The organism is Pseudomonas sp. NPDC089734 (genome assembly GCF_044748865.1).
Taxonomy (GTDB): Bacteria; Pseudomonadota; Gammaproteobacteria; order Pseudomonadales; family Pseudomonadaceae; genus Aquipseudomonas.
The window spans coordinates 274,055-300,361 of record NZ_JBIVGV010000005.1 but is presented as its reverse complement, the minus strand read 5'-3'; the positions used below and the strand labels follow the sequence as shown (position 1 = coordinate 300,361).

General features: G+C 59.8%; 22 protein-coding genes and 1 pseudogene. 15 read left to right on the top strand and 8 right to left on the bottom strand.

The window, feature by feature from the left end; genetic code table 11:
• Positions 1-4 precede the first annotated feature (4 nt).
• Both ACIPY9_RS09315 and norR read right to left on the bottom strand, forming a co-directional pair.
• Positions 5-229 carry a DUF6555 family protein gene (locus ACIPY9_RS09315; RefSeq protein WP_400699760.1) on the bottom strand — a complete coding sequence of 75 codons (225 nt, stop codon included), beginning with the start codon at positions 227-229 and terminating at the stop codon, positions 5-7.
• 172 nt (positions 230-401) lie between these two features.
• Positions 402-1,955: a nitric oxide reductase transcriptional regulator NorR gene (norR, locus tag ACIPY9_RS09310; RefSeq protein ID WP_400699757.1), complete on the bottom strand. Its 1,554-nt coding sequence runs from the start codon at positions 1,953-1,955 to the stop codon at positions 402-404.
• Positions 1,956-2,292: 337 nt separating this feature from the next.
• On the opposite strand from norR, the gene ACIPY9_RS09305 reads away from it, so the two are divergent.
• The 6 genes from ACIPY9_RS09305 (at position 2,293) to ACIPY9_RS09280 (ending at position 9,413) form a co-directional block, all read left to right on the top strand.
• Positions 2,293-3,744, top strand: a complete 1,452-nt coding sequence (locus ACIPY9_RS09305; RefSeq protein WP_400699755.1) for a UbiA family prenyltransferase — start codon at positions 2,293-2,295, stop codon at positions 3,742-3,744.
• The gene (locus ACIPY9_RS09300) at positions 3,741-5,057 is read left to right on the top strand and encodes an FAD-dependent oxidoreductase (RefSeq protein ID WP_400699752.1); all 1,317 of its coding nucleotides are present in this window, start codon (positions 3,741-3,743) and stop codon (positions 5,055-5,057) included. The genes ACIPY9_RS09305 and ACIPY9_RS09300 overlap by 4 nt, the downstream gene beginning before the upstream one ends.
• Complete coding sequence (locus ACIPY9_RS09295; protein ID WP_400699749.1) at positions 5,054-5,794, top strand: SDR family oxidoreductase; 741 nt, start codon at positions 5,054-5,056, stop codon at positions 5,792-5,794. The genes ACIPY9_RS09300 and ACIPY9_RS09295 overlap by 4 nt, the downstream gene beginning before the upstream one ends.
• Positions 5,791-6,753 (top strand): YbhN family protein, encoded by a 963-nt coding sequence (locus ACIPY9_RS09290; RefSeq protein ID WP_400699747.1) that lies wholly within the window; start codon positions 5,791-5,793, stop codon positions 6,751-6,753. The genes ACIPY9_RS09295 and ACIPY9_RS09290 overlap by 4 nt, the downstream gene beginning before the upstream one ends.
• Before the next feature lie 56 nt (positions 6,754-6,809).
• Positions 6,810-8,243: a DUF2723 domain-containing protein gene (locus ACIPY9_RS09285; RefSeq protein ID WP_400699745.1), complete on the top strand. Its 1,434-nt coding sequence runs from the start codon at positions 6,810-6,812 to the stop codon at positions 8,241-8,243.
• A gap of 132 nt (positions 8,244-8,375) precedes the next feature.
• Positions 8,376-9,413, top strand: coding sequence for an LLM class flavin-dependent oxidoreductase (locus ACIPY9_RS09280; protein WP_400699743.1), 1,038 nt, complete (start codon positions 8,376-8,378; stop codon positions 9,411-9,413).
• A gap of 96 nt (positions 9,414-9,509) precedes the next feature.
• Here ACIPY9_RS09280 and ACIPY9_RS09275 read toward each other — a convergent pair whose 3' ends face one another.
• From ACIPY9_RS09275 to ACIPY9_RS09250, 6 genes are all read right to left on the bottom strand, one after another.
• Positions 9,510-10,832 carry an ammonium transporter gene (locus ACIPY9_RS09275; RefSeq protein ID WP_400699741.1) on the bottom strand — a complete coding sequence of 441 codons (1,323 nt, stop codon included), beginning with the start codon at positions 10,830-10,832 and terminating at the stop codon, positions 9,510-9,512.
• A 172-nt stretch (positions 10,833-11,004) separates the two neighbouring features.
• Complete coding sequence (locus tag ACIPY9_RS09270) at positions 11,005-12,327, bottom strand: FMN-binding glutamate synthase family protein (RefSeq protein WP_400699739.1); 1,323 nt, start codon at positions 12,325-12,327, stop codon at positions 11,005-11,007.
• 15 nt (positions 12,328-12,342) lie between these two features.
• Positions 12,343-13,026, bottom strand: a complete 684-nt coding sequence (locus tag ACIPY9_RS09265) for a protein glxC (RefSeq protein WP_400699737.1) — start codon at positions 13,024-13,026, stop codon at positions 12,343-12,345.
• A gap of 11 nt (positions 13,027-13,037) precedes the next feature.
• Entirely contained in the window at positions 13,038-13,943 is a 906-nt protein-coding gene (locus tag ACIPY9_RS09260; RefSeq protein ID WP_400699735.1) for a glutamine amidotransferase family protein, read from the bottom strand.
• A 136-nt stretch (positions 13,944-14,079) separates the two neighbouring features.
• A complete protein-coding gene (gene glnT / locus ACIPY9_RS09255) occupies positions 14,080-15,414 on the bottom strand; it encodes a type III glutamate--ammonia ligase (protein ID WP_400699732.1) in 1,335 nt (444 codons plus the stop codon).
• A 49-nt stretch (positions 15,415-15,463) separates the two neighbouring features.
• Positions 15,464-15,649, bottom strand: coding sequence for a hypothetical protein (locus ACIPY9_RS09250; RefSeq protein ID WP_400699729.1), 186 nt, complete (start codon positions 15,647-15,649; stop codon positions 15,464-15,466).
• 53 nt (positions 15,650-15,702) lie between these two features.
• Between ACIPY9_RS09250 and ACIPY9_RS09245 the strand changes: the two genes are divergently transcribed.
• The 9 genes and pseudogenes from ACIPY9_RS09245 to ACIPY9_RS09205 all read left to right on the top strand — a co-directional run.
• Positions 15,703-16,308 carry a helix-turn-helix domain-containing protein gene (locus ACIPY9_RS09245; RefSeq protein WP_400699727.1) on the top strand — a complete coding sequence of 202 codons (606 nt, stop codon included), beginning with the start codon at positions 15,703-15,705 and terminating at the stop codon, positions 16,306-16,308.
• Between the two features lie 1,036 nt (positions 16,309-17,344).
• Positions 17,345-18,211 (top strand): formyltetrahydrofolate deformylase, encoded by an 867-nt coding sequence (gene purU / locus ACIPY9_RS09240; RefSeq protein WP_400699726.1) that lies wholly within the window; start codon positions 17,345-17,347, stop codon positions 18,209-18,211.
• Complete coding sequence (folD, locus tag ACIPY9_RS09235; protein WP_400699724.1) at positions 18,208-19,113, top strand: bifunctional methylenetetrahydrofolate dehydrogenase/methenyltetrahydrofolate cyclohydrolase FolD; 906 nt, start codon at positions 18,208-18,210, stop codon at positions 19,111-19,113. The genes purU and folD overlap by 4 nt, the downstream gene beginning before the upstream one ends.
• Complete coding sequence (locus tag ACIPY9_RS09230; RefSeq protein WP_400699722.1) at positions 19,095-20,336, top strand: FAD-dependent oxidoreductase; 1,242 nt, start codon at positions 19,095-19,097, stop codon at positions 20,334-20,336. Before folD ends, ACIPY9_RS09230 begins: the two co-directional genes overlap by 19 nt.
• A gap of 13 nt (positions 20,337-20,349) precedes the next feature.
• Complete coding sequence (locus tag ACIPY9_RS09225) at positions 20,350-20,655, top strand: sarcosine oxidase subunit delta (protein ID WP_400699720.1); 306 nt, start codon at positions 20,350-20,352, stop codon at positions 20,653-20,655.
• Positions 20,652-23,558 (top strand): 2Fe-2S iron-sulfur cluster-binding protein, encoded by a 2,907-nt coding sequence (locus tag ACIPY9_RS09220; protein ID WP_400699717.1) that lies wholly within the window; start codon positions 20,652-20,654, stop codon positions 23,556-23,558. The genes ACIPY9_RS09225 and ACIPY9_RS09220 overlap by 4 nt, the downstream gene beginning before the upstream one ends.
• 3 nt (positions 23,559-23,561) lie before the next feature.
• A complete protein-coding gene (locus ACIPY9_RS09215) occupies positions 23,562-24,128 on the top strand; it encodes a sarcosine oxidase subunit gamma (protein WP_400699715.1) in 567 nt (188 codons plus the stop codon).
• 90 nt (positions 24,129-24,218) lie between these two features.
• On the top strand, positions 24,219-24,995 hold the full coding sequence (locus ACIPY9_RS09210; RefSeq protein WP_400699713.1) for an IclR family transcriptional regulator: 777 nt from the start codon (positions 24,219-24,221) through the stop codon (positions 24,993-24,995).
• Positions 24,996-25,148: 153 nt separating this feature from the next.
• Positions 25,149-26,231: pseudogene (locus ACIPY9_RS09205) on the top strand (cache domain-containing protein); the annotation flags it as partial.
• Positions 26,232-26,307 lie beyond the last annotated feature (76 nt).

Below are 26,307 nucleotides of genomic sequence, written 5' to 3'. Positions count from 1 at the left end.
GAGCCTAGGCTCTCATCCACTCGACATTGGTAATCCCGAACTGCTCCGCATGCGGTTTCGTGACACGGGGCACTTTCTCCAGTCGGTATTTGGGAATACGGGCCAGACCGGCATCGACACTAGCATGGTGCCATGCCTCGGCGTTATCCATATGATCGGCACGTATATAGAAACTTTTGAACGAACCGTTCAATAAATAATCAATGCGGTAATGCTGTGACAGACTCATTAAAGACAGTGCCTCCTTGACTGTGATTCAGACAATTAGCTGACCCCGGCACGGCCAGAAAAATTCAGTCTTTTTTCAATCAAGGATGATCACTGGTCAATAACAGTATTCCTGACAGGGATATATAGAAACCCATGAAGGCTATTTGAAATCATTTTCAACAAAACAAAACCTAACGAATTCCCAGACGCCTCGCCAACCTACTCAAATTCGCCCTATCCACCGCCAACTCCCGCGCCACCTCTGCCCATTTCCCCTGATGCCGCTCCAGTGCATCGAGAATCAAGGTGCGCTGGAAGGCATCCACTGATTCCTTGAGCCCTTCCCCCGGCCTGATCGCCCGGTTTTCACCCAGTACCGGGGCGGGAGCGACATATTCAGGCTCATTGTCGAGCCCCAGGGCATGAGGCTCGATCGTCAGGATACGCGGCCTTTCACGATGGGCGGACAAGGCCTTGAGCACGGCACGGCTGATCAAGTGCTCCAGTTCGCGAACATTGCCGGGCCAACCGTGGGCCAGCAGCAACTTCTGGGCTTCCGGATTGAGGCGCAGGCTGCGCAAGCCCATCCGCATGCGATTTTCTTCCAGGAAATAACCGGCCAGCAGCAACACATCACGCCCACGTTCGCGCAAGGGCGGCACATTCAAGGGATAAACACTCAAGCGATGATAAAGATCGGCACGAAAACGCCCGGAACGTACTTCGTCGGCCAGATCCCTGTTGGTCGCGGCGATGATACGGACATCCACATGATGCTCCTGATCGGAGCCGACCCTCTGCAACTGGCCACTTTGCAGCACACGTAACAGCTTCGACTGGACTGACAGCGGTAACTCGCCCACTTCGTCCAGAAAGAGCGTGCCGCCGTCCGCCAGCTCGAATTTGCCGTTACGGCCATTGACCGCCCCGGAAAACGCTCCCTTTACATGCCCGAACAGCTCGCTTTCCACCAGTGTTTCGGGCAAGGCCGCGCAGTTGAGGCTGATCAGGGGCTTGTGCGCCCTGGGCGAATGGGCGTGAATCGACTCGGCCACCAGTTCCTTGCCGACGCCAGTTTCACCCGTGATCAAGACCGTCAGCGGGCTGCTGCCCACCAACTGGATTTCCTGCAGTAAACGCTTGTGTACGCTGCTCTGACCGATCAGCTCGCGAGGAGCCCGCCCGCCGGCCGCGCGCTTGTAGACCTCGGCCAACTGACGCTGGTCCTCGAAACCGCGAGCCAGCTGGCTGATCCGGTCGCTGGCCATGACGGTCGCTGCCGCAAGGCTGGCAAAGGCCTGCAGGTTATCCAGATCGACACTGCCGAAACTGGAAGGGTCCAGCGAATCCAGGGTGATCAGCCCCCATGGCCGGTCCTGGAAGTACAGGACACACCCCAGACAGTCATGCACTTCCAGATGACCATGCCCCTCCACCAGGCCGTCGTAGGGGTCGGGCAGATCGCAATCCATGGAAAAACGCACAGGCCCCTGGCTTTCCAGCAGTATCTTGAGCCGTGGATGCTCCTGTACCCGGAAACGACGCCCCAGCGTGTCAGGACTCAGGCCATCGACGGCCAGAGGGATCAGCACGTCCTCTTCCAGCCTGAGCAATGCCACGGCATCGCACGGCAGCAACTGTCGCAAGGCCTGCAACAGACGTCGGTACCGCTCCTCTTCCGGCAGTTCTCGGGACAGATCGGCCACCAAGGGCACCAACGCCAGCAACAAGGGTGGGGTCATCATGACTCCTGGAAGACGGCCAAAAAGGTGTCATTATGACCTCATTCAATGTCGAGGTGATATGCCTTCCGCAAATACAGATATCCCGGGCATCGGACAGGCGGTCTCATGAATCATGACCACCGTTATTTATCTGTATCGTTACAACTTTCTTCCTTTAAACAGGGAATATGTAAACTTTAAGAGACACATTAATAATCACTATAACGTTCTTTCCAGCTTGTTATTTCTGACGCCACCTCACTGACTTCATACACCCCTGCCCTTTAATTTTATTGAAGTGGCAATTGTCCGCTTTCGTTCCATAGTGCGTCCGAACATGAACAGGGAGCGAATAACCATGCCCGGAATTCAGGGACGAGTTCTCGAATCACCGACGCCCTTGGTGGTGGATCTGGATGGCACGTTATTACGCTCGGATCTGTTATTCGAGACCGCCATGGCCTTTATGCGCAATCATCCTCTGCGCCTGTTTCGACTGTTCATCTGGTTATTCAGAGGCAAGGCTGCCGTCAAGCAGGGGCTGGCCATGGCCACTCATATCGATGTCGCACGGCTGCCTTACGACCCTGCCGTCATTCAGTACATCACCAACGAGCGCACCGCCGGGCGCCTCATCATCCTGGCCACGGCCGCCCATGACAGCCTGGCACGGCGTATTGCACAACATTTGCAGCTCTTCGATCTGGTCTGGGCTTCCGACGGCCAGCTGAATTTTTCGGCTCACCGCAAGCGTGATGTCCTGGTCGGCCACTACGGCGAGGGCGGGTTCGACTATATAGGCAACTCCCGGGACGATGTCTGCATCTGGAAAGCCTCACGCCGGGCGATCGTGGTCAACCCCGAGGCCGGTGTAGAAAGCCGGGCGCAGCACCTGGGCAATGTCGAGCAAGTCATTCACTCGAATACGACCACGCTCAAGGACTGGCGCAAGGCATTGCGCCTGCACCAGTGGATGAAGAACCTGCTGATCCTTGTCCCGCTGCTGGCCGCGCATCAGCTCCAGCAACCGGTTCAATGGCTCAACGGCCTGCTGGCCTTTGTCTGCTTCGGGCTTTGCGCCTCCAGTGTCTATGTGCTCAACGACCTGCTGGATCTGGCCGACGACCGGCATCACAAGACCAAATGCCTGCGCCCCTTTGCCAGCGGGCGTCTGTCGATCAAATCCGGGCTGCTGGTGATACCGGCGCTGTTGCTCACAGCCTTCGGTCTCTCGATCTGGCTGCTGCCCTGGCAGTTCGCGGCGGTTCTGGCAGCCTATTACGCCCTGACCCTGGCTTACTCCCTGCGCCTGAAACGCTTCATGGTGGTGGACGTCATTGTCCTGGCAATGCTGTATACGGCACGCATCCTGGCGGGTGCAGCGGCATTCAGCCTGCCTCTGACGTTCTGGATACTGGCCTTTTCCATGTTCCTGTTCCTCAGCCTGGCATTGGTGAAACGCTACGCCGAACTGCGCGAAATACAGGGCCGGGAAAGCAGGACCAGCCCTCGCGGACGTGGCTATTACCCCGACGATCTGGACATGATCGCCTCTCTGGGGGCGTCGTCCGGGCATCTGGCGGTGATGGTACTGGCGCTTTACATACACGAAGGGGCAACGGTCGTTCTCTATCAGCGTCCCCACGTCATCTGGCTTGCCTGCCCATTGTTATTGTTCTGGATAACCCGGGTCTGGATGCTCACTCATCGCGGGCAGATGCACGATGACCCGGTTGTCTTTGCCATCCGTGACCGAATCAGCCAGGGCGTCGGCTTGCTGTTTCTTCTGGTGTTCTGGGCGGCCGCATGAAGACTTCTCTCGGCTCATGGGGCAACTATCCCCCGTTCCCCCAGCAGGGTCATGACTGCATGTGGCGGGACGGTCTTCCCGAACATATGGAACGGGTCATTCTGGATCATGGCAACAGCCTGCCCTTCGGCAATGGCCGAAGCTATGGCGACAGTTGCCTGGCCAGCAGCGACCACGTGCTGCACATGCGTTTTCTGGACCGCTTCATCCACGCGGACTGGCAGACAGGCGTCATCCGGGTCGAGGCTGGCATCATGCTGGCCGACATCCTCAAGGTCGCGATTCCCAATGGCTGGTTCCTGGCCGTGACGCCCGGCACCGGTTTCGCGACGGTGGGCGGCGCCATTGCCAACGATGTGCATGGCAAGAACCATCACCTGCGCGGCACCTTCGGCAATCACGTCTTGCGTTTCAGCCTGTTACGCCATGGCGAACAGGCACTGACCTGCTCTGTCAGCGAGAATCCCGGCCTGTTTGCCGCCAGCATTGGCGGCCTGGGGCTGACGGGGGTCATTCAATGGGCCGACCTGCAACTCATGCCGATCCGCAACAGCCAGATCGACAGTACGGTGGTGCGCTTCGCGAGCCTCGAGGAATTCTTCGTCCTGGCCAATGAACAGGATCATCAGCACGAATACAGCGTGGCCTGGATCGACTGCCTTGCCAGAGGCCGGAACAAGGGGCGCGGGGTGTACATCACGGGTGATCATGCCCGCTACGGCTCGTGGCAGGTCGAACGGCCCGGTCGACTGAGTGTACCGCTGACGCCTCCGTTTTCACTGATCAACACCCTGTCGCTGCGGGCCTTCAACGCCTGTTACTGGCGCGCCCATCCCACCATGCCCCAGGCAAGACGCAGCAGTCATGGCGCCTTTTTCTACCCGCTGGACCGCATCCGGCACTGGAACAGAATCTACGGGCACCGGGGCTTCCAGCAATACCAGTGCGTGATCCCCAAAGCCCATGCCCAGGCCGCCATGGCTGAGTTGCTGGACACCATCGCCGAATCCGGCCAGGGCTCGTTCCTCGCGGTACTCAAGCAGTGCGGGGATATCGCCTCGCCGGGTTTGCTGTCGTTTCCGATCCCCGGCACCTCACTGGCCCTGGATTTCCCCCATGACGATGAACTGACCGGCTCTCTGTTTCCTCGCCTGGATGCCATCGTCCACGGCGCGGGCGGACGTTTGTACCCGGCCAAGGATGCCCACATGAGTGGCAACGATTTCCGTCGGGCCTACCCGGCCTGGGAACGGCTGGAAGCCTTGCGCGACCCCTTTCTGATGTCCCGCTTCTGGAAACGAGTGACGCTATGAAAAGAATCCTGATCATCGGTGCTACCTCCGCCATCGCCACCGCCTGCGCACGACTCTGGGCCACACAGGGTTGCGATTTCTTTCTGGTTGCACGCAAGGCCGACAAGCTGCACATCACCGCCGCCGACCTCAAGGCGCGGGGTGCCAAAACCGTCACCCTGCATGAAATGGATGCCATGCATTTTGCCGATCACCCGAAGATGCTCATCGACTGCCTGACGGCTCTGGGTCAGATCGATGTGGCCTTGATCGCCCACGGCACCCTGCCCGATCAAAAGGCCTGTGAGCAGGATGTGGGAATCATGCTTCAGGAATTCATGACCAATTCGGCTTCGGTCATTGCCCTGCTGACCCTGTTGGCCAGGCAATTCGAAGTGCAGCGTTGCGGCAGTCTGGCGGTGATTTCGTCCGTAGCGGGCGACCGTGGCCGCCCCTCCAATTATCTGTACGGATCGGCCAAGGCAGCGGTCTCGACCTTTTGTGAAGGCTTGCAGGCCCGCCTGTTCAAGGCCGGTGTTCACGTCATGACCATCAAGCCCGGTTTCGTTGCGACACCCATGACCCAGGGCCTGTCGCTGCCAGCTCCGCTGATCGCTCAACCGGAGCAGGTTGCCAGACGAATCATCGGCGGCATCGAGCGCCGCTCGACAACACTCTACGCACCGGGTTTCTGGGCCTTGATCATGCTGGTGATCCGCTCGATTCCCCAACCATTGTTCAAGAGGCTCGACTTGTGAGCGAGGTGCCCTACCTGTCGGGATGGCGTTATCGGGCTGTCATCGCGTCCGTGGTCTTTTCCGTCCTGGGCTATCTGGGCTTCTCCCTGTGGGGAGGCTGGCAGGCAGTCACCCAGGCCATGGGAGAAGTCGGCCTGTCGGGGCTCGCCATTGTGCTGTCAATGTCGGTCCTCAATTACGGGTTGCGCTTCATGCGCTGGCAAACCTACCTGCGGGTATTGGGTCATCCGGTTGCCTGGCAGCCGAGCCTGAATATCTACCTTGCCGGCTTTGCCCTGACCACCACCCCCGGCAAGGCCGGTGAGGCCTTGCGCGGGGTGCTGCTCAAGCGTTGGGGCGTTCCCTACCCGCAGAGTTTTGCCGCTTTTTTCAGCGAACGTCTCTCAGACCTGTTCGCCATCGTGTCACTGGCTCTTCTGGGGTTACTGCTCTATCCCCAGGCACAACCCTTGATCGTGGCAGGCCTGGGGCTGGTGCTGCCGGGCATGTTGCTCCTGTCGCAACGGCGAATGCTCGAATGGCTGGCCGCCGTCATTCCCGCTAGCGGTCATGCGCTCATGAACATCGTGCATCACCTGCTCAAGGTGCTGTTGGCCGCTCAACAATGCCACCGCTGGAACATCATGCTGATCGCCAGCCTGCTGAGTCTGCTGGCCTGGGCGGCCGAGGCTCTGGCCCTGTACTGGATACTGGGCTGGATGGGGGCCGATATTTCATTGACCTTCGCACTGTTCACCTACGCCCTGGCCATGCTCGCCGGTGCCCTCAGTTTCATGCCCGGCGGGCTGGGCGGTGCAGAGGCCGTGATGATCGCGCTGCTGGTCTTCAAGGGCATGCCCAGCGCCGATGCCGTGGCCGCCACCCTTCTGATACGTCTGGCAACGCTGTGGTTCGCGGTGGGCATCGGCGCGGTGATGCTGCTGCGGTTAAAAAGCGCGCATCCGGTAATGGACGGATAAGGCACGCGCAATACCCGTCATCCCCCTCCTCTTGCCACCTCGTCAGGGCCCTTTTCATGACCCCGGATAAAGATCAGCGTCTTTCCCCTCTCCTGATACCCCTGTTGTTGCTGTGCGCCGCAATAACCGCCAGCTTCATGGCATCGAGCGGTCCGGTCCAATGGATGGACAACGGCATGTTTCTGGCCGATGCCAGCCTTGGGCAGTACTTCAGCCAGTCGCTGGGACCGCTGGAGCATCCTTTCTTTCAGCTTTTCAATAGCCTGTTCTTCCAACTGTTCGGCGCTCGGGCATTGAGCCTGGTCAACTCGATACTCCTGCTGCCACTGGCGTGGATCATCTTTCAACTGGCCAGAAGCGTCGGAGCCGCCCCCCGGCAGGCATTGCTCGCCGCCGCGACCGCCGTGCTGTCCCATGCCGTGTTCTGGATCTCGACCAAGGCCGAGGTCTATCTGCTGCATACCTTGTTCGTGCTGCTGGCGTATGGGGTGCAACTGGGTGGCTGGCCTCGCCTGGGCGGACCGGGAAAACTGCTCGTTATCGGCCTGTTGACCGGCCTTGGCGCAGCCACTCATCAACTGACGTTTGTGGTGCTGCTGCCGCTGTATATCCAGTTGCTGTACCAGCACCGGTTGCGCATTCTGATCACCGTGCCCGGTTTCGTGCTGGGCATGGCCGCCGCCTTTCCGGCCATTGCCCACGATCTGCAGAGCGGCATGAACCTGTTCGAGATCGGCCGCCGCTACCTGACAGGTTCCTCCGCAACCGTGGCGGGCACCGACTGGGAAGGCAGCATGCTGCGCTTCGACGACATGTGGCACGAGAAAAACTCGGTCTGCCTGCTGTTGATTTCACTGCTGGGGCCACAGGCCCTGGGGCTTCTGTACCCCGCCGACAACCGGCTGCGCCTGCTCTGGAGCGCAGCCATCCTGAATCTTGTTTTTGCCGCCTCCTACAACGTGACCGACCGTTTCACCTTTTTCCTGCCGGGGGTGGCGCTACTGAGCATTATCGGCGTGCTCCGGCTCAAGGCCTGGCTGCCGTCCAGTAAGGCAGGCAGGGTTCTGGAGAACCTGTCACCACTGAGCACGCCCATAGCAACCCTGCTGGTCTATTCGCTCTACACCCACGGCGTGATTCATCTGCCGACCCACACCGAAGCGCTGCCCTTTCGCGACGACATTCACTACTTCATGGTGCCCTACCTGCCGGACCGTTCTGCCGAGCAGTTCGTACAGGCCTATGAACAGTCCGTGCCCGAAGGCTCACTGATCATTGCCGACTGGACACCCATGGGCGCACTGCGCTCTGCCCAGGTTCTGGGGATGCTGCCTCGCCGACACCTGGCCCAGTGCAGTGAGGCTGCGCCCGTGCATGCCTACCTCGGCCACCCCGGCGTGTACCTGGTACGCCTGAGCTACTGCTCCATGATTGCCGAACAGTACCGGCTGGAAGAATGGGCGACGGGGTATGCGCTGCATATGAAATAGCCCGTTGTGTGAGCAGGCTGGCGAGCCTCTCTTCAGCCAGAAAACACTTGCACATAAAGTATTACGGTATACCATCATACAAAACAACGTCATCGCCCCGACGGGCGCCACGACAGAACCGAGGTGAGTGTCATGAAGTTTTCGCTGTTCGTGCACATGGAACGCTGGGATGAGCAAGTCAGCCATCGCCAGTTGTTCGAGGACCTGACCGAACTGACCCTGATGGCCGAAAAAGGCGGATTCAGCACTGTCTGGATCGGCGAACACCACGCGATGGAATACACCATCTCTCCAAGCCCGATGCCGCTGCTGGCCTATCTTGCCGCTCGCACCAGCACCATTCACCTTGGCGCAGGGACCATCATTGCCCCCTTCTGGCATCCGCTGCGGGTGGCAGGCGAATGCGCACTGCTGGACGTGATCAGCAACGGTCGCATGGAAGTCGGTCTGGCCCGGGGTGCCTACCAGGTCGAATTCGACCGCATGGCCGGTGGCATGCCCGCTTCCGAGGGCGGCAAGGCTCTGCGTGAGATGGTCCCGGTGGTCAAGGCCCTGTGGCAAGGCGACTACGCCCACGACGGTGACATCTGGAAATTCCCGACCTCCACCAGCGTGCCCAAACCGGTCAAGACACCGCCGATGTGGATCGCGGCCCGCGACCCGGACTCCCACAACTTTGCGGTGCAGAACGGCTGCAACGTAATGGTCACGCCGCTGATGAAAGGCGATGAAGAAGTCCTGGATCTGAAGAACAAATTCCAGACAGCGCTGAACAACAACCCCGATGTCCCACGCCCTCAGTTGATGGTCCTGCGCCACACCCACGTGCATGCCGCAGACGATCCCGATGGCTGGAAAGTCGGTGCAACAGCGATCTCGAAGTTCTACCGCACCTTCGATGCCTGGTTCGGCAACAAGCAGACACCGGTCAATGGCTTCCTGGCGCCCAGCCCGGAAGAGAAATTCAAGGAACGCCCGGAGTTCGAGCTGGAAAGCATCCGCAAGAACACCATGATCGGCACCCCGGAAGAAATCATTCCTCGTATCCGCTACTACCAGGAACTGGGTGTCGACGAGTTCAGCTTCTGGTGTGACAACAGCCTGTCACATGCCGAGAAGAAGAAATCCCTGGAACTGTTCATCAAGCATGTAGTGCCAGCGTTTCGTTGATCGTTCGCAAATGAATTCGCTCCCACCTCTGTAGGAGCGGATTCATCCGCGATAACGGGTCTCTTCGCGGATAAATCCGCTCCTACCGAATGGGGTTTAATGGTTATAGGCACTCTCATTGTGCTCGGCCAGATCCAGCCCCATCTCTTCCACTGACTCATGGGCACGCAAGCCGATCAGGGCATTGACGACCTTGAGAATCCCCCAACTGACCACGAAACAGTACACCGTGGTGAACAGCACGCCTTTGATCTGCGCGATGACCTGATCGCCCATGCTCACATCCGGCACCAGACCACCCATGGCAGGCACGCAGAACACGCCGGTCAGCACCGCACCGATCATGCCGCCCACGCCATGCAGGCCGAATACATCGAGGCTGTCGTCATAACCCAGGCGCTTTTTCAGCACCGTCACGCTCAGGTAGCAGAACACACCGCACAGCAAGCCGATGGCCAGCGCACCGCCCACACCGACATAAGCACAGGCTGGCGTGATCCCCACCAGACCGGCCAATGCACCGCTGGCCAGCCCCAGCGCACTGGGTTTGCCGACCTTGAACCACTCGGTAAACATCCAGCCCAGAATACCGGCGCAAGCGCCCACCTGAGTGTTGAGCATGACAATGCCCGATGTGCCGCTCAGACCACCGCCCGAACCGATATTGAAGCCGAACCAGCCAACCCAGAGCATTGCCGCGCCCGTCATGGTCAGGCTCAGGTTGTGGGCTGGCATGGGCGTATTCTGATAGCCCTTGCGCTTGCCCAATACCAGACAAGCCGCCAGCGCCGCCACACCGGCATTGATATGCACCGCCGTGCCGCCCGCAAAGTCCAGCACGCCCCAGTTATGCATCAAGGCCCCGGCTCCGCCCCAGACCATGTGCGCCACCGGCGCGTAGACCAGGGTGAACCAGATCGCCATGAACAGCAGCGCCGCCGAGAACTTCATGCGCTCGGCAAAGGCCCCTGCAATCAGCGCCGGGGTGATGATGGCAAAGGTCATCTGGAAGGTCACGAACACCCCTTCCGGTATTTCGCCCACCAGACTGTCCGGTGTCATGCCTGCCAGAAATACGCGGCTCAAGCCGCCGACAAAGCTGTTGAAGGTCACTTCACCTTCAACCATGTTGCTGGTGTCGATCACCATGCTGTAGCCATAGATGACCCACAACACACCGACCAGCCCCGCGATACCGAAGCACTGGGTAAACAGCGACAGCATGTTCTTGGCGCGCACCAGGCCTCCATAGAACAAGGCAAGACCGGGCAGGCACATGAACAACACCAGCACGGCGGCGGTGATCATCCAGGCGGTGCTGCCGGTATTTAACGCGGGAGCGTCTGCCGCCTGTGCCAAGGGCACGAACGCGGCAAGCATCAATAAAAGAAGAGATTTGCCGGGTAGACGATTAACCATGTTCAAAGCTCCTGCAAATGAATGGAAAGTGTCTGGCAGAAAGCAGAGTGGTTTTTAACTGCGGGCCTTTGCGGCCTCTTTATGGATGTGCATCTGTGGCGCTATGCCGCGTGTGTAGGAGCGGCTTTAGCCGCGAAAAAAATTCGCGGTTAAAACCGCTCCTACAGGCCACTTAATACTGTGAACCGGGAATCCAGCTGGTGCCGGCCAATGGCACGCGGGCCATGGCAGCCGATTCCACCGTCAGCGCCACCAGATCCTCGGGGTCGAGGTTATGCAGGTGCGACTTGCCGCAGGCGCGGGCCATGGTCTGGGCCTCCAGCACCAGTACACGCAAGTAGTTTGCCAGGCGACGCCCGCCTTCGACCGGGTCCAGACGTCTGGACAGTTCCGGGTCCTGGGTGGTGATGCCTGCCGGATCTCGGCCGTTCTGCCAGTCATCGTAGAAACCGGCAGCCGAGCCGATTTTCTTCAGTTCCTCGTCCAGACGCGGATGGTTGTCGCCCAGGGCAATCAGTGCCGCCGTACCAATGGCCACCGCATCGGCTCCCAGCGCCATGGCCTTGGCCACATCGGCCCCGTTACGAATGCCGCCGGAAACGATCAGTTGCACCTTGCGATGCATGCCCATTTCCTGAAGCGCCTGAACGGCCTGGGGAATGGCAGGCAGAATCGGGATGCCCACGTGCTCGATGAACACCTCCTGAGTCGCCGCCGTACCACCTTGCATGCCGTCAAGCACGATCACATCGGCCCCGGCCTTGACCGCCAGCTTGACGTCGTAATACGGGCGGCTGGCACCGATCTTCACGTAGATCGGTTTTTCCCAGTCGGTGATTTCGCGGATCTCGGCAATCTTGATCGCCAGATCGTCCGGGCCGGTCCAGTCCGGGTGACGGCAGGCCGAGCGCTGATCGACACCGATCGGCAAGGTGCGCATGCCCGCTACACGTTCGGTGACTTTCATGCCCAGCAGCATGCCACCGCCCCCCGGCTTGGCACCCTGCCCCAGCACGATTTCGATGGCATCGGCCTTGCGCAGATCGTCAGGGTTCATGCCGTAACGAGACGGCAGGTACTGATAGACCAGATGCTGGGACTGACCGCGCTCTTCCGGGGTCATGCCACCATCACCGGTGGTCGTGCTGGTGCCCGCAATGGTCGCACCACGCCCCAGCGCTTCCTTGGCATTGGCCGACAGGGCCCCAAAGCTCATGCCCGCGATGGTCACCGGAATTTTCAGGTGGATCGGCTTCTTGGCGAAACGGTTACCGAGGATCACATCGGTGCCGCATTTCTCACGGTAGCCTTCCAGCGGATAGCGGGAAACGCTGGCTCCGAGCAGCAGCAGGTCGTCGAAATGCGGTAGCTTGCGCTTGGTGCCGCCACCTCGAATGTCGTAGATGCCGGTCTCGGCGGCACGCTGGATTTCCTGGATGGTCAGGCGGTCGAAAGTGGCAGACTCGCGCAGGACTGGAGTAGGTTTGTCGCTCATGATGATGCTCCTGAATCAGTACGCGGAAGCGTTATCGACTTTGAAGTTGTAGAGCTGACGGGCCGAACCGTAGCGTTTGAAGTCCGAAGCTTTTTCGTTAAAGCCGGCCCGGTTGAGCAGTTCCTGCAGCTCTTCCAGGTGTTCCGGGCGCATCTCTTTCTCGATGCAGTCGGAACCCAGCGACTCCACACGGCCTTTGACGAAGATTCGGGTTTCATACAACGAATCGCCCAGCGCATCGCCCGCGTCGCCGCACACCACCAGACGCCCGGCCTGGCCCATGAAACAGCTCATGTGACCGATGCTGCCGCCGACCACGATGTCGATGCCTTTCATGGAAATGCCGCAACGGGCACCGGCATCGCCTTCAATCACCAACAGCCCGCCATGGGCCGTGGCACCGGCGGCCTGAGAGGCACTGCCCTTGACCCGGACATAGCCGGACATCATGTTTTCCGCACAGCCCACGCCCACGTTGCCGTGCACGGTGATCGAGGCCTTCTGGTTCATGCCTGCGCAGTAGTAACCGGCGTGCCCCTGGATATCCACGGACACCGCTTCGTTCACACCCACGGCCAGGTTGTGCGCACCATTGGGGTGAGTCACGACCCACTCGCGCTCTTCGACGGATCTGGCCTGATCGTGCAAGGCCTGGTTCAGTTCACGCACGGTGGCGCTGGAAAGATCGATGGTTTTCATGTGTGCGCTCCTTAAGCCGACTCGCGTTCCCAGATGTACATGGTGGCGGGAACGGGTTCCCAGACCTTGGCCTTCTCGATGCCCGGCAGGCTGGACAACGCCTGGTACTCGGAGGCCATCGCCACGTAGTCATCGGTTTCAGCGAGGATCGCGGGCTTGCAGGCAATCGGATCGCGAATCACCGCAAAGCCATTGCGGGTACCGATGGCGAAGGTAAAGAAGCCGTCGAGGTCTTCCAGTGACTTGTCCAGGGCCTCCTTGAGGGTGTCGCCCTGTTGCAGACGCCAGGTCAGGTAGCCCGCCGCCACTTCGGTGTCGTTCTCGGTCTCGAAGGTGATGCCTTCGCGACGCAGGTTCTGACGCAGACGCGAATGGTTGGACAGCGAGCCGTTATGCACCAGGCACAGGTCGGCACCGGTGGAGAACGGGTGACTGCCTTCCATGGTCACCGCGCTTTCGGTGGCCATGCGGGTATGACCGATGATGTGACTGCCCTTCATCGAGCCCAGGCCGAAACGCTCGGAAATCTCCTTCGGCAAGCCCATGCCCTTGAGGATCTCGATGCTCTGCCCCGCGCTCATGATGCGTACGGTCGGCGCCAGCTCGGCCAGCGCCGCACGCACGAGAGCTTCTTCAGCCTTGATCTTGAGCACGATGGCACTGGCGTTCTGAAACCAGTCCAGAGACGCGCCCAGCTTGCCTTCCAGCGCAGCCACCAGCGCCTTGAAATCGTAATCCTCGGTGGTGGCCTGCAGGGTCAGCTTGACCCAGCCATCCGCCACTTCATCGCCATAGATCGCAAAACCGGCACTGTCCGGACCGCGATCGGTCATCGCTTCGAGCATCGGCTCGAACAGTTTTCCGAGCTGGGACTCCAGCGCCGGATTCTTCAGATACAAACCAACAATTCCGCACATGGGTATGCCTCACTTCGTTCGGCAGCGACAAGTTGCAAGCTTCAAGCTGCAAGATGGCTGCGTTGATACTGATTTTTGTCGGCGCCACAAGCTGCTTTCTCTTGCAGCTTGCCGCTAGAAACTTGCAACTGAGTTTTCAAAAAAACTCCGTATACCGCTTCACTTCCCAGTCGCTCACATGGCGGCTGTATTCCACCCATTCCATGCGTTTGAGCTTGATGAATTCGCTGACGATTTCCGGACCCAGCACTTCGCTGAACAGCGGGTCGGCCTCCAGTGCGTCGCAGGCTTCCTTGAGGGATTGCGGCAAGGTTTTGATACCGCGTGCGGCGATCTCTTCCAGGCTCAGCTTGTAGAGGTTTTCATTGCAGACCGTGCCGACCTCCAGTTGCCGATCAATGCCGTCCAGCCCTGCGGCGATGATGGCGGCGCTGACCAGATACGGGTTGCAACCGGCGTCCGGCAGGCGGAATTCGAGGCGGCCATACGGCACACGGACCATGGCCGAACGGTTATTGGCACCGAAGGCGATAAAAGCCGGTGCCCAGGTCGCGCCGGACAGTGAATTGCCCACCACCAGACGCTTGTAGGAGTTGACGGTCGGTGCAGCGAAGGCGCACAGCGCCGGGCCATGGGCCAGTAGCCCCGCCGCGAAGTGATAAGCCATTTTCGACAGCCCCATGCCGCTCGGGTCACTGGCGTCATGGAACAGGTTCTTGTTGGTCGCGCTGCTGATCGACAGATGAAAGTGCATGCCATTGCCGGCCCGCTTGGGATCGGGCTTGGGCATGAACGAGCAGATCATGCCCATGTCGTTGGCAATTTCACCGGCAGCCATGCGGAAGAAGGTGAAGCGGTCGGCCGACTCCATGGCATCGCTGTAGGTGTAGTTGATCTCGAACTGCCCGTTGGCGTCTTCGTGGTCGATCTGATAGATGTCGAAGCCCACCGGCTGCAAGGCTTCGGTCAGACGCTCAAGAAACTCCCGGGAACGTGACAGGCCTTTGTAGTCGTAGCAGGGCTTGTCCAGGCTGTCGCTGTGGTCCACCAGTTGCAGGCTACCCGCGGCATCGCGCTTGAACAGGCTGAACTCGGGTTCCAGGCCGGTATTGAGGGTCCAGCCCCGGTCGCTCAGGCGCTCCACCTGTTTCTGCAGCACGTAACGGCTGTCATAGGGCCATGGCTTGCCTTCCACATGGCCGATACACACCACACGACCATAACCCGGCTGCCAGGGCACCGGTGTCAGGGAAGAAAGATCGCCCTTGGCCATGAAGTCCGGCCCGTGTGGTTCCATGCCCATGCCGCAGATGGCGAAACCGGCAAAACCTGCGCCCTCTTCAGCCACCATTTCCAGGCCCGAGACAGGCACCGACTTGGTCTTGGAGGAGCCATGGATATCCACGAATTGAGCCAGCACGTACTTGATGCCGTGCTCCTCGATCAGACGCTGTGTTTCTGTTGGCAACATGGGGCTTGTCTCCTGGCGAAAGCAAAACGTTGAGGTAGGGTTCGTTGTTTCACTGTTTGCCGAAGAACTTATTCCAAACAGGAAACTTACTTTCCCATAAGGAATGCAAAGCGCTTGCCAGATTGGTATACCAAGGGTCGAATTCATCGAGGAGCGGAATTTCCTCTGTATATATGGGAAACTCGTTTTCCTTGAGGGAATAATCCTGCTCAACGTCCCGGCGGGATGCGGTCATCGCACATTCATGGTGCGAAATAAAAATTATTGAACGGAAACCGTGCAGAGCCGATGAACATGCCGAACGAACCACAACCCAAGTTGAAGCTTGAGCAGTACCTGGGTATTCAGATCAAGCGCCAGCGCCAGGCGCAGGAACTGAAACTGGCCGATGTGGCCCGCATCGCCGGTATCAGCCAGGGGATGTTGAGCAAGATCGAAAACGCTCAGGTGTCCACCAGCCTGGATAACCTCAGCCGCTTGTGCGACGTACTGGGCATGCCCATGTCCAAGCTGTTCAGCCAGTACGACCAGCAAGGCAGCAGCGCTTTGTTGGTCAAGGCCGATGAAGGGCTGGAAGTGGTCAGGCGCGGAACCGAGAAAGGCCACACCTATCACCTGCTCAACCATACCCGCGGCCCGAAGAAGAGCTTCGAGGCCTACATGGTGACCATGGACGATGCCAGCGAAGAGTTCCCGACCTTCTCCCACCCCGGCACCGAGTTTCTGCACCTGCTGGAAGGTGAACTGATCTATCGCCACGGCAACCAGTTGTATCGCATGGAGGCTGGCGACAGCCTGACCTTCGACGGCGAGATTCCCCACGGACCGGAGCAACTGGTGCAAGTGCCGATCCGCATGTTGTCGATCATGAATTATGGTGCGCAGGGCGAGTGATCTCGTAGGCCTGACGTTTTTTCGCGAATGAATTCGCTCCTACCGAAACCAATGTGTAGGAGCGGATTTATCCGCGAAGACGTCCATGAGGCGAAGCAGATCCGGATTTTGCTATGTGGTGAGTATCTGGTTCCGCCTTTACGGCGGCCCCCTTTTGTTTCGGCAAAAGGGGGGAAAACCATGGGCTCCGGTTCGGCCCCGCCTTGAGGCGGGGTTCCCTTGCTCCGGCGTTGTTCCATGGGGCCGCGCCGATGGGCCATCCATGGCCTGGCGGCGCTTGCTCGGCTCCTGCCTCGCCCCCCATTCCACAACACCTCCACTCGGCCTTCACCAACGTCGCAATCGGTGGTGTCTGGGCTTTTTGTGCTCAAAGAGCAAAGCAAAAGCGAAAAAGGCTCTATGCCGCGATGGCGTGAACACCGCAGAACGCGACGTTGGTGAAGGCTGAGTGGAGGCGGTGATCCGGTGGGAATTCTGCAGGGATGCAGAATTAGCCGCACTGGGCCATGGATGGCCCATTGTGGCGACCGCCGGATCAGTGCCGGAGCGAAGGGACCCTGCCGTCAGGCAGGGCCGAACCCGGAGCAATGGTTTTGCCTACTTTGTCCGAAAACAAAGTAGGGCGCCGTAAAGGCGCAAGGCGGCATAAAGCCGAACGCTCCATTCAGAAACAAACACGTTCCTCTCCAGTGAACATATCCAGATTGGACGGGGCTTTTTCGCGGATAAATCCGCTCCTACGGGGGCCGCCGTAAAGGCGCAAGGCGACCGAAAGCCGAACGCGCTATCAAAGAGCAGCCACGTTCCTTGAGCGAATCCATTCGTGAAGCTCTTCCCCTCTTCCCACCGACAAACTTTCCCTCCAGTAAAAAAAGTTTCCACAAACCTCTGGACGCTGCCCCCTTCTTTCACCTATAAAACGCCAATCGTGAATATTTAATTCCCTTCAGGAAATTTTATTCACCCATGAATATCTTTTTCATCCTTGAATCTTTCGCCCTGCGCTGAGCTGCCGCCACTTTCCAGAGGACAAGCCATGCAACACGAAAAGAACCATTTCATCCTGAAGATCAGTTGCCCGGCGACGTCCGGCATCGTGGCGGCGGTGACGTCGTACCTGGCCGACAACAGGTGTTACATCGGTGAAATGGCCCAGTTCGACGACGAGTTCAGCGGCACTTTCTTCATGCGTGCGGTGTTTCGCTTCAACGATGGCCATGCAGGCGATATCCAACAGCTCAAGGCTGGCTTCGATGCCGTCGCCAATGACTTTTCCATGCAATGGGAGCTGCACGACACGCGCCAACCCATGCGTGTCCTGCTGATGGTCAGCAAATTCGACCATTGTCTGACTGACCTGCTGTACCGCTATCACAAGGGCGAGATGGACATGACCATCACCGCCATCGTCTCCAATCATCTGGACCTGCGCCCGATGGCCGAGCGTGAGGGCATTCGCTTCATCTACCTGCCGGTCACCAAGGAAAACAAGGCCCAGCAGGAAGCCGCCTTGATGAAAGTGGTCGACGAGACCGGCACCGAGCTGGTGGTCCTCGTTCGCTACATGCAGATCCTGTCCGACGACCTGTGTCGCCAACTCTCGGGCCGGGCGATCAATATCCACCATTCCTTCCTGCCCGGTTTCAAGGGCGCCAAGCCTTATCACCAGGCTTATGAACGAGGCGTGAAGCTGATCGGTGCCACCGCCCATTACGTCACCAGCGACCTGGATGAAGGCCCGATCATCGAGCAGGAAGTGCAGCGTGTGGATCACGTCTACCTACCCGACGACCTGGTGGCTGCAGGCCGCAACACCGAGACCATTGCGCTGTCCAGGGCCGTGAAATACCACCTGGAACACCGCGTTTTCCTCAACACGGACAGAACGGTGATTTTCCGGTGAATACATCAAAGCTGATCGATGGCAAAGCGGCAGCCAATCGCGTGTTGTTGCAGGTGAAAGCCGATGTCCAGCGCCTGAAGGACGAGGGTATTGCGCCAGCACTGGCCGTGATTCTGGTGGGTGAAGACCCGGCCAGTCAGGTCTATGTACGCAACAAGATCCTGCGCGCCGAGGAAGCCGGGATTCGCTCGCTGGAATATCGTCTCGCGACGGACTGCTCCGAATCCCGTCTGCTGGCGGTGATCGCCGAGCTCAATGCCGATCCGAACGTCAGCGGCATTCTGTTGCAACTGCCGTTGCCGGCCCATATCGAAGAAATCCGTGCCTTGCAGGCCATCGCCCCGGACAAGGACGTGGACGGTTTTCACAGTGAAAACGTCGGGGGGCTGAGCCAGGGCCGTGACGTGCTGGCACCCTGCACGCCCAGCGGCTGCATGCAATTGCTGGAAGAAACCTGCGGCGATCTGACCGGCAAGCATGCCGTGGTGATCGGGCGCTCCAACATCGTCGGCAAACCCATGGCCGCCTTGCTGCTCAAGGCCCACTGCTCGGTCACGGTCGTGCATTCGCGCAGTGCCGACGCCAGGGCCCTGTGTCAGTTGGCGGACATTGTGGTCGTCGCGGTCGGACGCCCACGCATGATCGACGCCAGCTGGCTCAAGCCTGGTGCCGTGGTCATCGATGTCGGCATCAACCGCATCCAGGACAAGGACCGCAGCCGTCTGGTCGGCGACGTGGATTTCGACAGCGCGTTATCCCGCGTGTCGGCCATTACCCCGGTGCCCGGCGGCGTCGGCCCCATGACCATTGCCTTTCTCATGAAAAACACCGTGACCGCTGCCCGTCAGCAGGCCCAAGCACAACGCAGCCAGTCGGAGGCCGTATGCCTTTCAATCTATTGAAGTACGGACTCAGTTCGGAGTACCCGGTCGAGGTGGACCTGCCCGCCCCCAAGGAACTCAAGCCCTCCTATGACGTGGTGATCATCGGCGGTGGCGGCCATGCGCTGTCCACGGCCTATTACCTGTCCCGGTACCACGGCATCACCAATATCGCCGTGCTGGAAAAGGGCTATCTGGGCGGCGGCAATACCGCGCGCAACACGGCGGTGATCCGCTCCAACTACCTCACTAGCGAAGGCGTCAGGTTCTATGCCGAGTCGGTGAAGATGTTCCAGGGGCTGTCCAACGAATTCGACTTCAACATCATGTATTCCGAACGCGGCCAGTTGACCCTGGCCCACACCGACGCCACGGTGCGTTCGTTCCGTCAGCGGGCCGAGGTCAACAAGCACTTCGGCGGTCGTACCGAAATGATCGACCGCCAGCAGATTCGCGAGCTGGTGCCGACCCTCAACCTGGACCCCGGCCATCTGCCGGTGCTCGCCGGCTTGTGGCACATCGATGGTGGCACCGCACGGCATGACGCCGTGGCCTGGGGCTATGCCAAGCAGGCCGCCAAGCGTGGAGTGGAAATTCATCAACTCACCGAGGTTCAGGAACTGGTCATCGAGAACGGCACCATCACCGCCGTGAAGACCAACCGAGGCACCGTCAAATGCGGCTGTGCAGTGCAGGCCGTCGCGGGCATGAGTTCTCAACTGATGAAAAAGGCCGGGATTCGCTCACCGATCCAGACCTTCCCGCTGCAAGCCATGGTCACCCAGCCGTTCAAGCCGTTTCTCGATCCGTTGGTGAGTTCATCGGCCCTGCATTGCTACGTGCAGCAGACCAGCCGTGGCGAAGTGGTGTTTGGCGGCGGCTCCGATCCTTACCCGCTGTTCAATACCCGCTCCACGCTGGACCTGAAAGAAAGCCTGCTGGCCCACGCCATCGAGATGTTCCCGTTCCTGGCCAACGCCAGACTGATGCGCCAATGGGCCGGGATCACCGACATGACGCCGGACTACAGCCCGATCATGGGGCTTTCGCCCGTGAAGAATTACTACCTGGACGCTGGCTGGGGCACCTGGGGCTTCAAGGCAACGCCCATCTGCGGCAAGACCATGGCGGAGCTGGTGGCCAGCGGCGGCAAGGTCCCGGATCTGATCAAGCCCTTCGCCCTGGAACGTTTCTCGACCTTCCAGCAAGTCAACGAAATGGGCGCCACAGCAGCCAGCCACTGACGGAGAGCGACACATGAAAGTCATGACATGCCCGCTCAACGGGCCACGCAATATCAGCGAGTTCACCTACGGCGGAGAGTTCAAGCTCATGCCTGATCCGCAGACCTGCACCGACGCCGAATGGGCCGATTATGTCTTCAACAGTGAAGACACCCTGGGAGTGGTGCGCGAGTGGTGGATGCATAACCCGTCCAGTTACTGGTTTCTGGCGGAACGCCATACCGCCAGCGACGAGATCATCCGCACTTTCGACCCTCGGGAAATCTTTACCGACCGCGTCGATTTCACCCCAGCCCCGTCCAAGGAGATCGCAGGATGAGCACCCTGACCCGCCTGCCGGCCCCCATGGGCCTGTTGATCGATCGCAACCAGCCGCTGACCTTCAGTTTCGACGGCAAGACCTATCAAGGGCTGCAAGGCGACAGCATCGCCAGCGCCCTGCTCGCCAATGGCCGCTTTCTCTTGTCACGCTCCTTCAAGTACCACCGCCCGCGTGGTCCGCTGACCATGGCCGGACAGGATGCCAACACCCTGATTCAACTGCCCCGCGAGCCCAACGTGCTGGCCGATACCCATGCCCTCGAAAACGGCCTGCAAGTGACCGGGCAGAACTTCAACGGCTCGCTGGATAACGACAGGGACGCTTACCTGGGCAAGTTCTCGAAGTTCATGCCGGTGGGCTTCTATTACCGTTCCTTCTACAAGCCCAAAGGCATGTGGAAAGTCTGGGAACCGATCATCCGCAAGAAAGCCGGCCTGGGCGTACTGGACCTGCAATTCCAGCCCGAGTATTACGACAAGGCTTACCTGTTCACGGATCTGGCCATCATCGGTGCCGGACCTGCCGGGTTACAGGCAGCCCTGACCGCCGCCAACGCCGGTGCCAAGGTGTTGCTGATCGAACAGCAACCGATTCTGGGCGGCTCGCTGACCTATGCCCGTTTCGATGTCGAAGGCCAGCGCGCCGCAAAACTGCGTCGCAGCCTGATCGATGCCGTCGAGACACACGCCAACATTCACGTGCTCAAGAAGGCCACCTGCAACGCCTGGTTCACCGACAACTACCTGCCGGTGATTCAGGGCAAACGCCTGTACAAGGTACGGGCGACGCATTGTCTGGTGTGCAGCGGTTCGTTCGACCAGCCGGTGATTTTCCGCAACAACGACCTGCCCGGCGTGATGCTGACCAGCGCCGCCCAGCGTCTGATGAAGCTGTACGCCGTGAAGCCCGGCAGGCGTGCTGTGGTCCTGACCGGCAATGACGACGGTTATCTCGCGGCTCTGGACCTGCATGATCAAGGCGTGGAAGTCGTGGCCGTGGCCGATATGCGTGCCAACCCGGCCGACAGCACGTTGCAGGCAGCCCTGGAAAAACGCGGCATCCCCTGCCACCTGAGTACCACCGTCTATGAGGCGCTGCATGAAAAAGGCATGCGCCATGTCACGGGCGCGGACTTGCGTCGAATCACCGGCCAGGGTCAGGTGGCCAATAGCGGCCTGACGGTGGAGTGCGATCTGTTGTGCATGTCCGGCGGTTATATGCCGGTCTACCAGTTACTGTGCCAGGCAGGCGGCAAACTGAGCTACGACGATCAACTGTCGGAGTTCACCTTGAGCGGCCTGCCGAAAAACCTCAGTGTGGCAGGCTCGGTGCATGGCTACCATGCGCTGGACAACGTGCTGGCCGATGCAGTCCAGGCCAGCGCCGATGTGGTTGCCGCGCTGAATCTGGAATTGAACACCAGCCCTCTGCCACTGCGCAGCGAAGCCCGCGTCAACTTTCCCTGGCCGATCTTTCCTCATCCCAAGGGCAAGGATTTCGTCGACTTCGATGAAGACCTGCAAGTGCGCGATATCGTCAATGCCACGCGCATCGGCTATCGCGACGTGCAACTGGTCAAACGCTACTCAACGGTCGGCATGGGGCCGTCGCAAGGTCGCCATTCGGCGCTGCCCACTGCTCGACTGGTGGCCTCTTCGACCCAGCGCAGCGTCAGCGAAACCGGTGTCACCACAGCCCGTCCGCCCTTCGAGGCCGAGAAGCTGGCCCATGTGGCCGGCCGGGCTTTCGATCCCTATCGCCAGACGCCCATGCACCGTCGCCACATGGAAGCCGGGGCAAAGATGATGCCCGCCGGTATCTGGCAGCGCCCGGCGTTCTACGGCAAGGCAACCCAGCGCGACGCCTGCATGCAGGCTGAAGCAGAACATGTCCGGACCAAGGTCGGCATCATCGATGTCTCGACCCTCGGCGGCCTGGATGTGCGTGGCCCGGATGCCGCCGAACTGCTCAATCGCATGTACACCTTCGCCTTTCTCAAGCAGCCAGTGGGCCGTTCGCGCTATGCGTTGATGACCAACGAACAGGGCGTGGTGATCGACGATGGGGTCTGTGCCCGTTTCGCCGAGAACCACTTCTACGTCACCGCCACCACCAGCGGTGTGGATCGTATCTACCAGCAGATGCTCAAGTGGAACGCCCAATGGCGTCTGAACGTGGACATTGCCAACGTCACCGCCGCGATATCAGCGGTCAACGTGGCCGGTCCGGACTCGCGCAAGGTGCTGGAGAAGGTCTGCTCCGACCTCGATCTGTCGGCAGAAGGCTTTCCGTATCTGGCGGTGCGCCAGGGCACCGTGGCCGGGATCAAGGCCCGTTTGCTGCGGGTCGGTTTCGTGGGTGAGCTGGGCTATGAAATCCACGTCCCGGCCCGTCATGCCCTGAAGCTCTGGGATGCCTTGATGGAAGCTGGCAAGGACCATGACATCCGGCCGTTCGGGGTCGAAACCCAGCGCCTGCTGCGTCTGGAGAAAGGCCATGTGATCATCAGCCAGGACACCGACGGCATGACCCACCCGGCCGAAATCGACATGGGCTGGGCGGTGAGCCGTACCAAGCCATTCTTTGTCGGACGTCGCTCGGTGGACATCCTTGAAGCCCAGCCGCAGAAGCGCAAGCTGGTGGGCTTCACCCTGCCCAGGGTCAGCCCGCTGCCCCTTGAAGGCCACCTTGTTCTCAAGGGAGCGGATATCAGCGGCAACGTCACCTCCTGCGAATACTCGCAGACCCTGGGCAAGATCATCGGTCTGGCCTATGCCGCCTTCGACCAGAGCACGCCCGGCCAGCAGATCCCGATTCGCGTCGAAGACGGTGTCGTGGTCCAGGCCACGGTGGTGCAACTGCCCTTCTTCGATCCTGAAAACCAGCGCCAGGAGCTTTGACCCATGTCCAGCCTCAATGCCGAAAACCCTGTCGGGCTCAGCCCTGTCCCCTTGTGCACGCTGGTGGATATGACCGATATCCCCCGCGTGGGCTTTCGTGGAACGCAAAGTGCCGAATACCTGCAGGCCCGTGGCTTCACACTGCCGGATACCCCCAACCGGGCCGTGACACAGACCGACGGCAGCCACGTGGCCCGACTGTCGCAGACCGAGTATCTGATCCTGGGCAGCCGGCACGACGATGGCGAGCGCATCGCTGACGAAGAGGCCCGCTGGGAACTGGACCACAGCGCCAACTACCTGCTGCCTCGTCAGGACAGCCATGCCTGGCTGCAATTGAGCGGCGTCTGTATCGCCGAGGTGATGGCCAAGCTCTGTGGCGTGGATCTGCGCGCCCAGGCATTTGGCCCTGGCGCCGTGGCCCAGACCTCGGCGGCGCGGATCAATGTGATCGTGATCAACGCTGACATGGACACAACACCCTGCTTCCAGATCCTCTTCGACCGCGCTTCGCTGGAGTACTTCAAAGGTGCCGTGCTGGATGCCATGGACGAGTTCAATGCAAGGTAGGAGCGAAGTCAGCCTGTGGGAGCGGATTTATCCGCGAACTTTTCGCGAATGAATTCGCTCCTGTGCGGCCTTTTTACGGGAGAAAGAGCCATGGACAAGGACACCGACTACAGCGTCCCGGCCCTTGCCCGGGGCCTGAGCGTGCTGGGCATGTTCAATGCCCGGACACGCTCGCTGGGTATCAACGAGATTGCCGAGCGACTGGACGTAAGCACTTCGGCGGTCTACCGGATTCTGTTCACCCTCACCCACATGGGGTATCTGAACAAGATCAACAGCCAGTATGAACTGGGTGCCCGGGTCATCAGTGATGGTTTCAGCTATCTGGCCAGTCGCGATATCGTCGAAGTCGCCATGCCGCACCTGAATGCACTGCGCGATCGTACGTCGCTGTCGTGCCATCTGAGCATCCGTGAACAGACCGAAAGCCTGTACCTGTATCGCGCGTTCGCGGCACAGCGCCTGTCGGTGAATATTCCGGTGGGCACACGTATCGCCTGCCACTGCACCGCCATGGGGCGCATGTTGCTGACGGGGCTGAGCGATACGCAACTGGGTGCGCTTTATCAGCACATCAGGCTGGATGATTACCCGTCGCCTGCGCCACGCACGCTGCCCGAACTCCAGGCGCTGATTCGTGCCGATCAGGAGCGTGGCTGGGTGCTGCACCGCTCGGACTATTCCACGGCGATTGCCACTTCAATCCGGGATCACACCGGCCAGGTCACGGCCGCCATCAACCTGTCCGGTCCGGATGCGGTCATGGACCCTGAAGGCGCCAAAGAGCGTTTTCAAGCGCTGCTTCTTGAGTGCAGCGCCGCCATCAGCAATGAGCTGGGTCATAAACATGACACTTATCATTCATAAGCGCTTGATGGCACTTTGTTTGCTAAAGATTCCATGCCTGCGGCCGACGTTATCGGTATGCCATAAGACAAAGTTTCCAGTCCCGATCCGGGACTACACTCTGCTTGTGCCTGCGGTTGTCGGATAACGATCTACAGAAAATCTGGAGCATGGATGAATATCAAACAGAAACTGACGTGGGCCTTTGCAGTCATTGCGTGCCTGCCCATAGTCGTCGTCGCCACGATCGTCATCGTGAACCTGCGCAACGATGCAACAGACAGCTTCGTGGACAGCAGCAGTCGCGAGATTCGACAAGTCGATAACGCCATGCAGTTGTTCTTCGACGGCATCAGCCAGAACGTCAACTACATCGCCTCTCACCCGCTTATCGCCGGGGCGGGCGACGATCTCAGGAACTACACGGGCGCAACGCCTACGCCGCAGTCGGAAAACGACAAACGGACCACCGAGTTCTTTGTCAGCCTTGCCAAGAGCCACCCGGCTTATTCCTATGTCTCCTACGGTCTGATCAACGGCAGCTACGTGATGACGCCGGAAGACCCGAAGATGAGCAATTACGACCCCCGCGTGCGCCCCTGGTACAAGACCGCCATGGCCAACGTGGGCAAGACCATACGCAGCGACGCCTATTACTGGGCTGGCGATGATTCCGTGCTGGTCAGCACCGTACGGGCCATCCCCAATACCCTGGGCAACCCTGGCGGCGTGGTGAACATCGATGTATCGCTCAAGCAACTGACCAGCATCGTCAAGGAAATCAAACTGGGTGAAAGCGGCTACCTGATGCTGCTGGAAAAGAACGGCAACGTGCTGGTCGATCCCAAGCAGCCAGAGCATAACTTCAAGAAGCTCAGCGAGCTGGGCGATGGTTTCTCTGAGCTGGCCAAGACCGAAAAGGGCCTGGTCGAAGTGCAGCTCAACGGCGAGCGCTACATGGCCAACGTCTATCCGTCACCTGACCTGGGCTGGAGCTTCATCGGTCTGATCAAACAGGATGAAGTCATGGCCTCGGCCACACGCCTGACCTGGCTGATCGGTGTGATTGCTGCGGCACTGGCCGTCGTTTTCGCCCTTGTCGGTGCCAGCTTTGCCCGCGTGATCGTACGGCCGATCCACAGTGTCTCCACGGGGCTCGAAGGCATTGCCCAGGGCGAAGGCGACCTGACGCAGACACTGGCCGTCAAGGGCAAGGATGAAACCGCCCAACTGGCCGGCTGGTTCAACCAGTTCCTGACCGCGATCCGCAGCCTCATCCAGCATATCGGCCAGGCCGCCAACAAGATTCTCGATACGTCCCGCAGCTCTACCC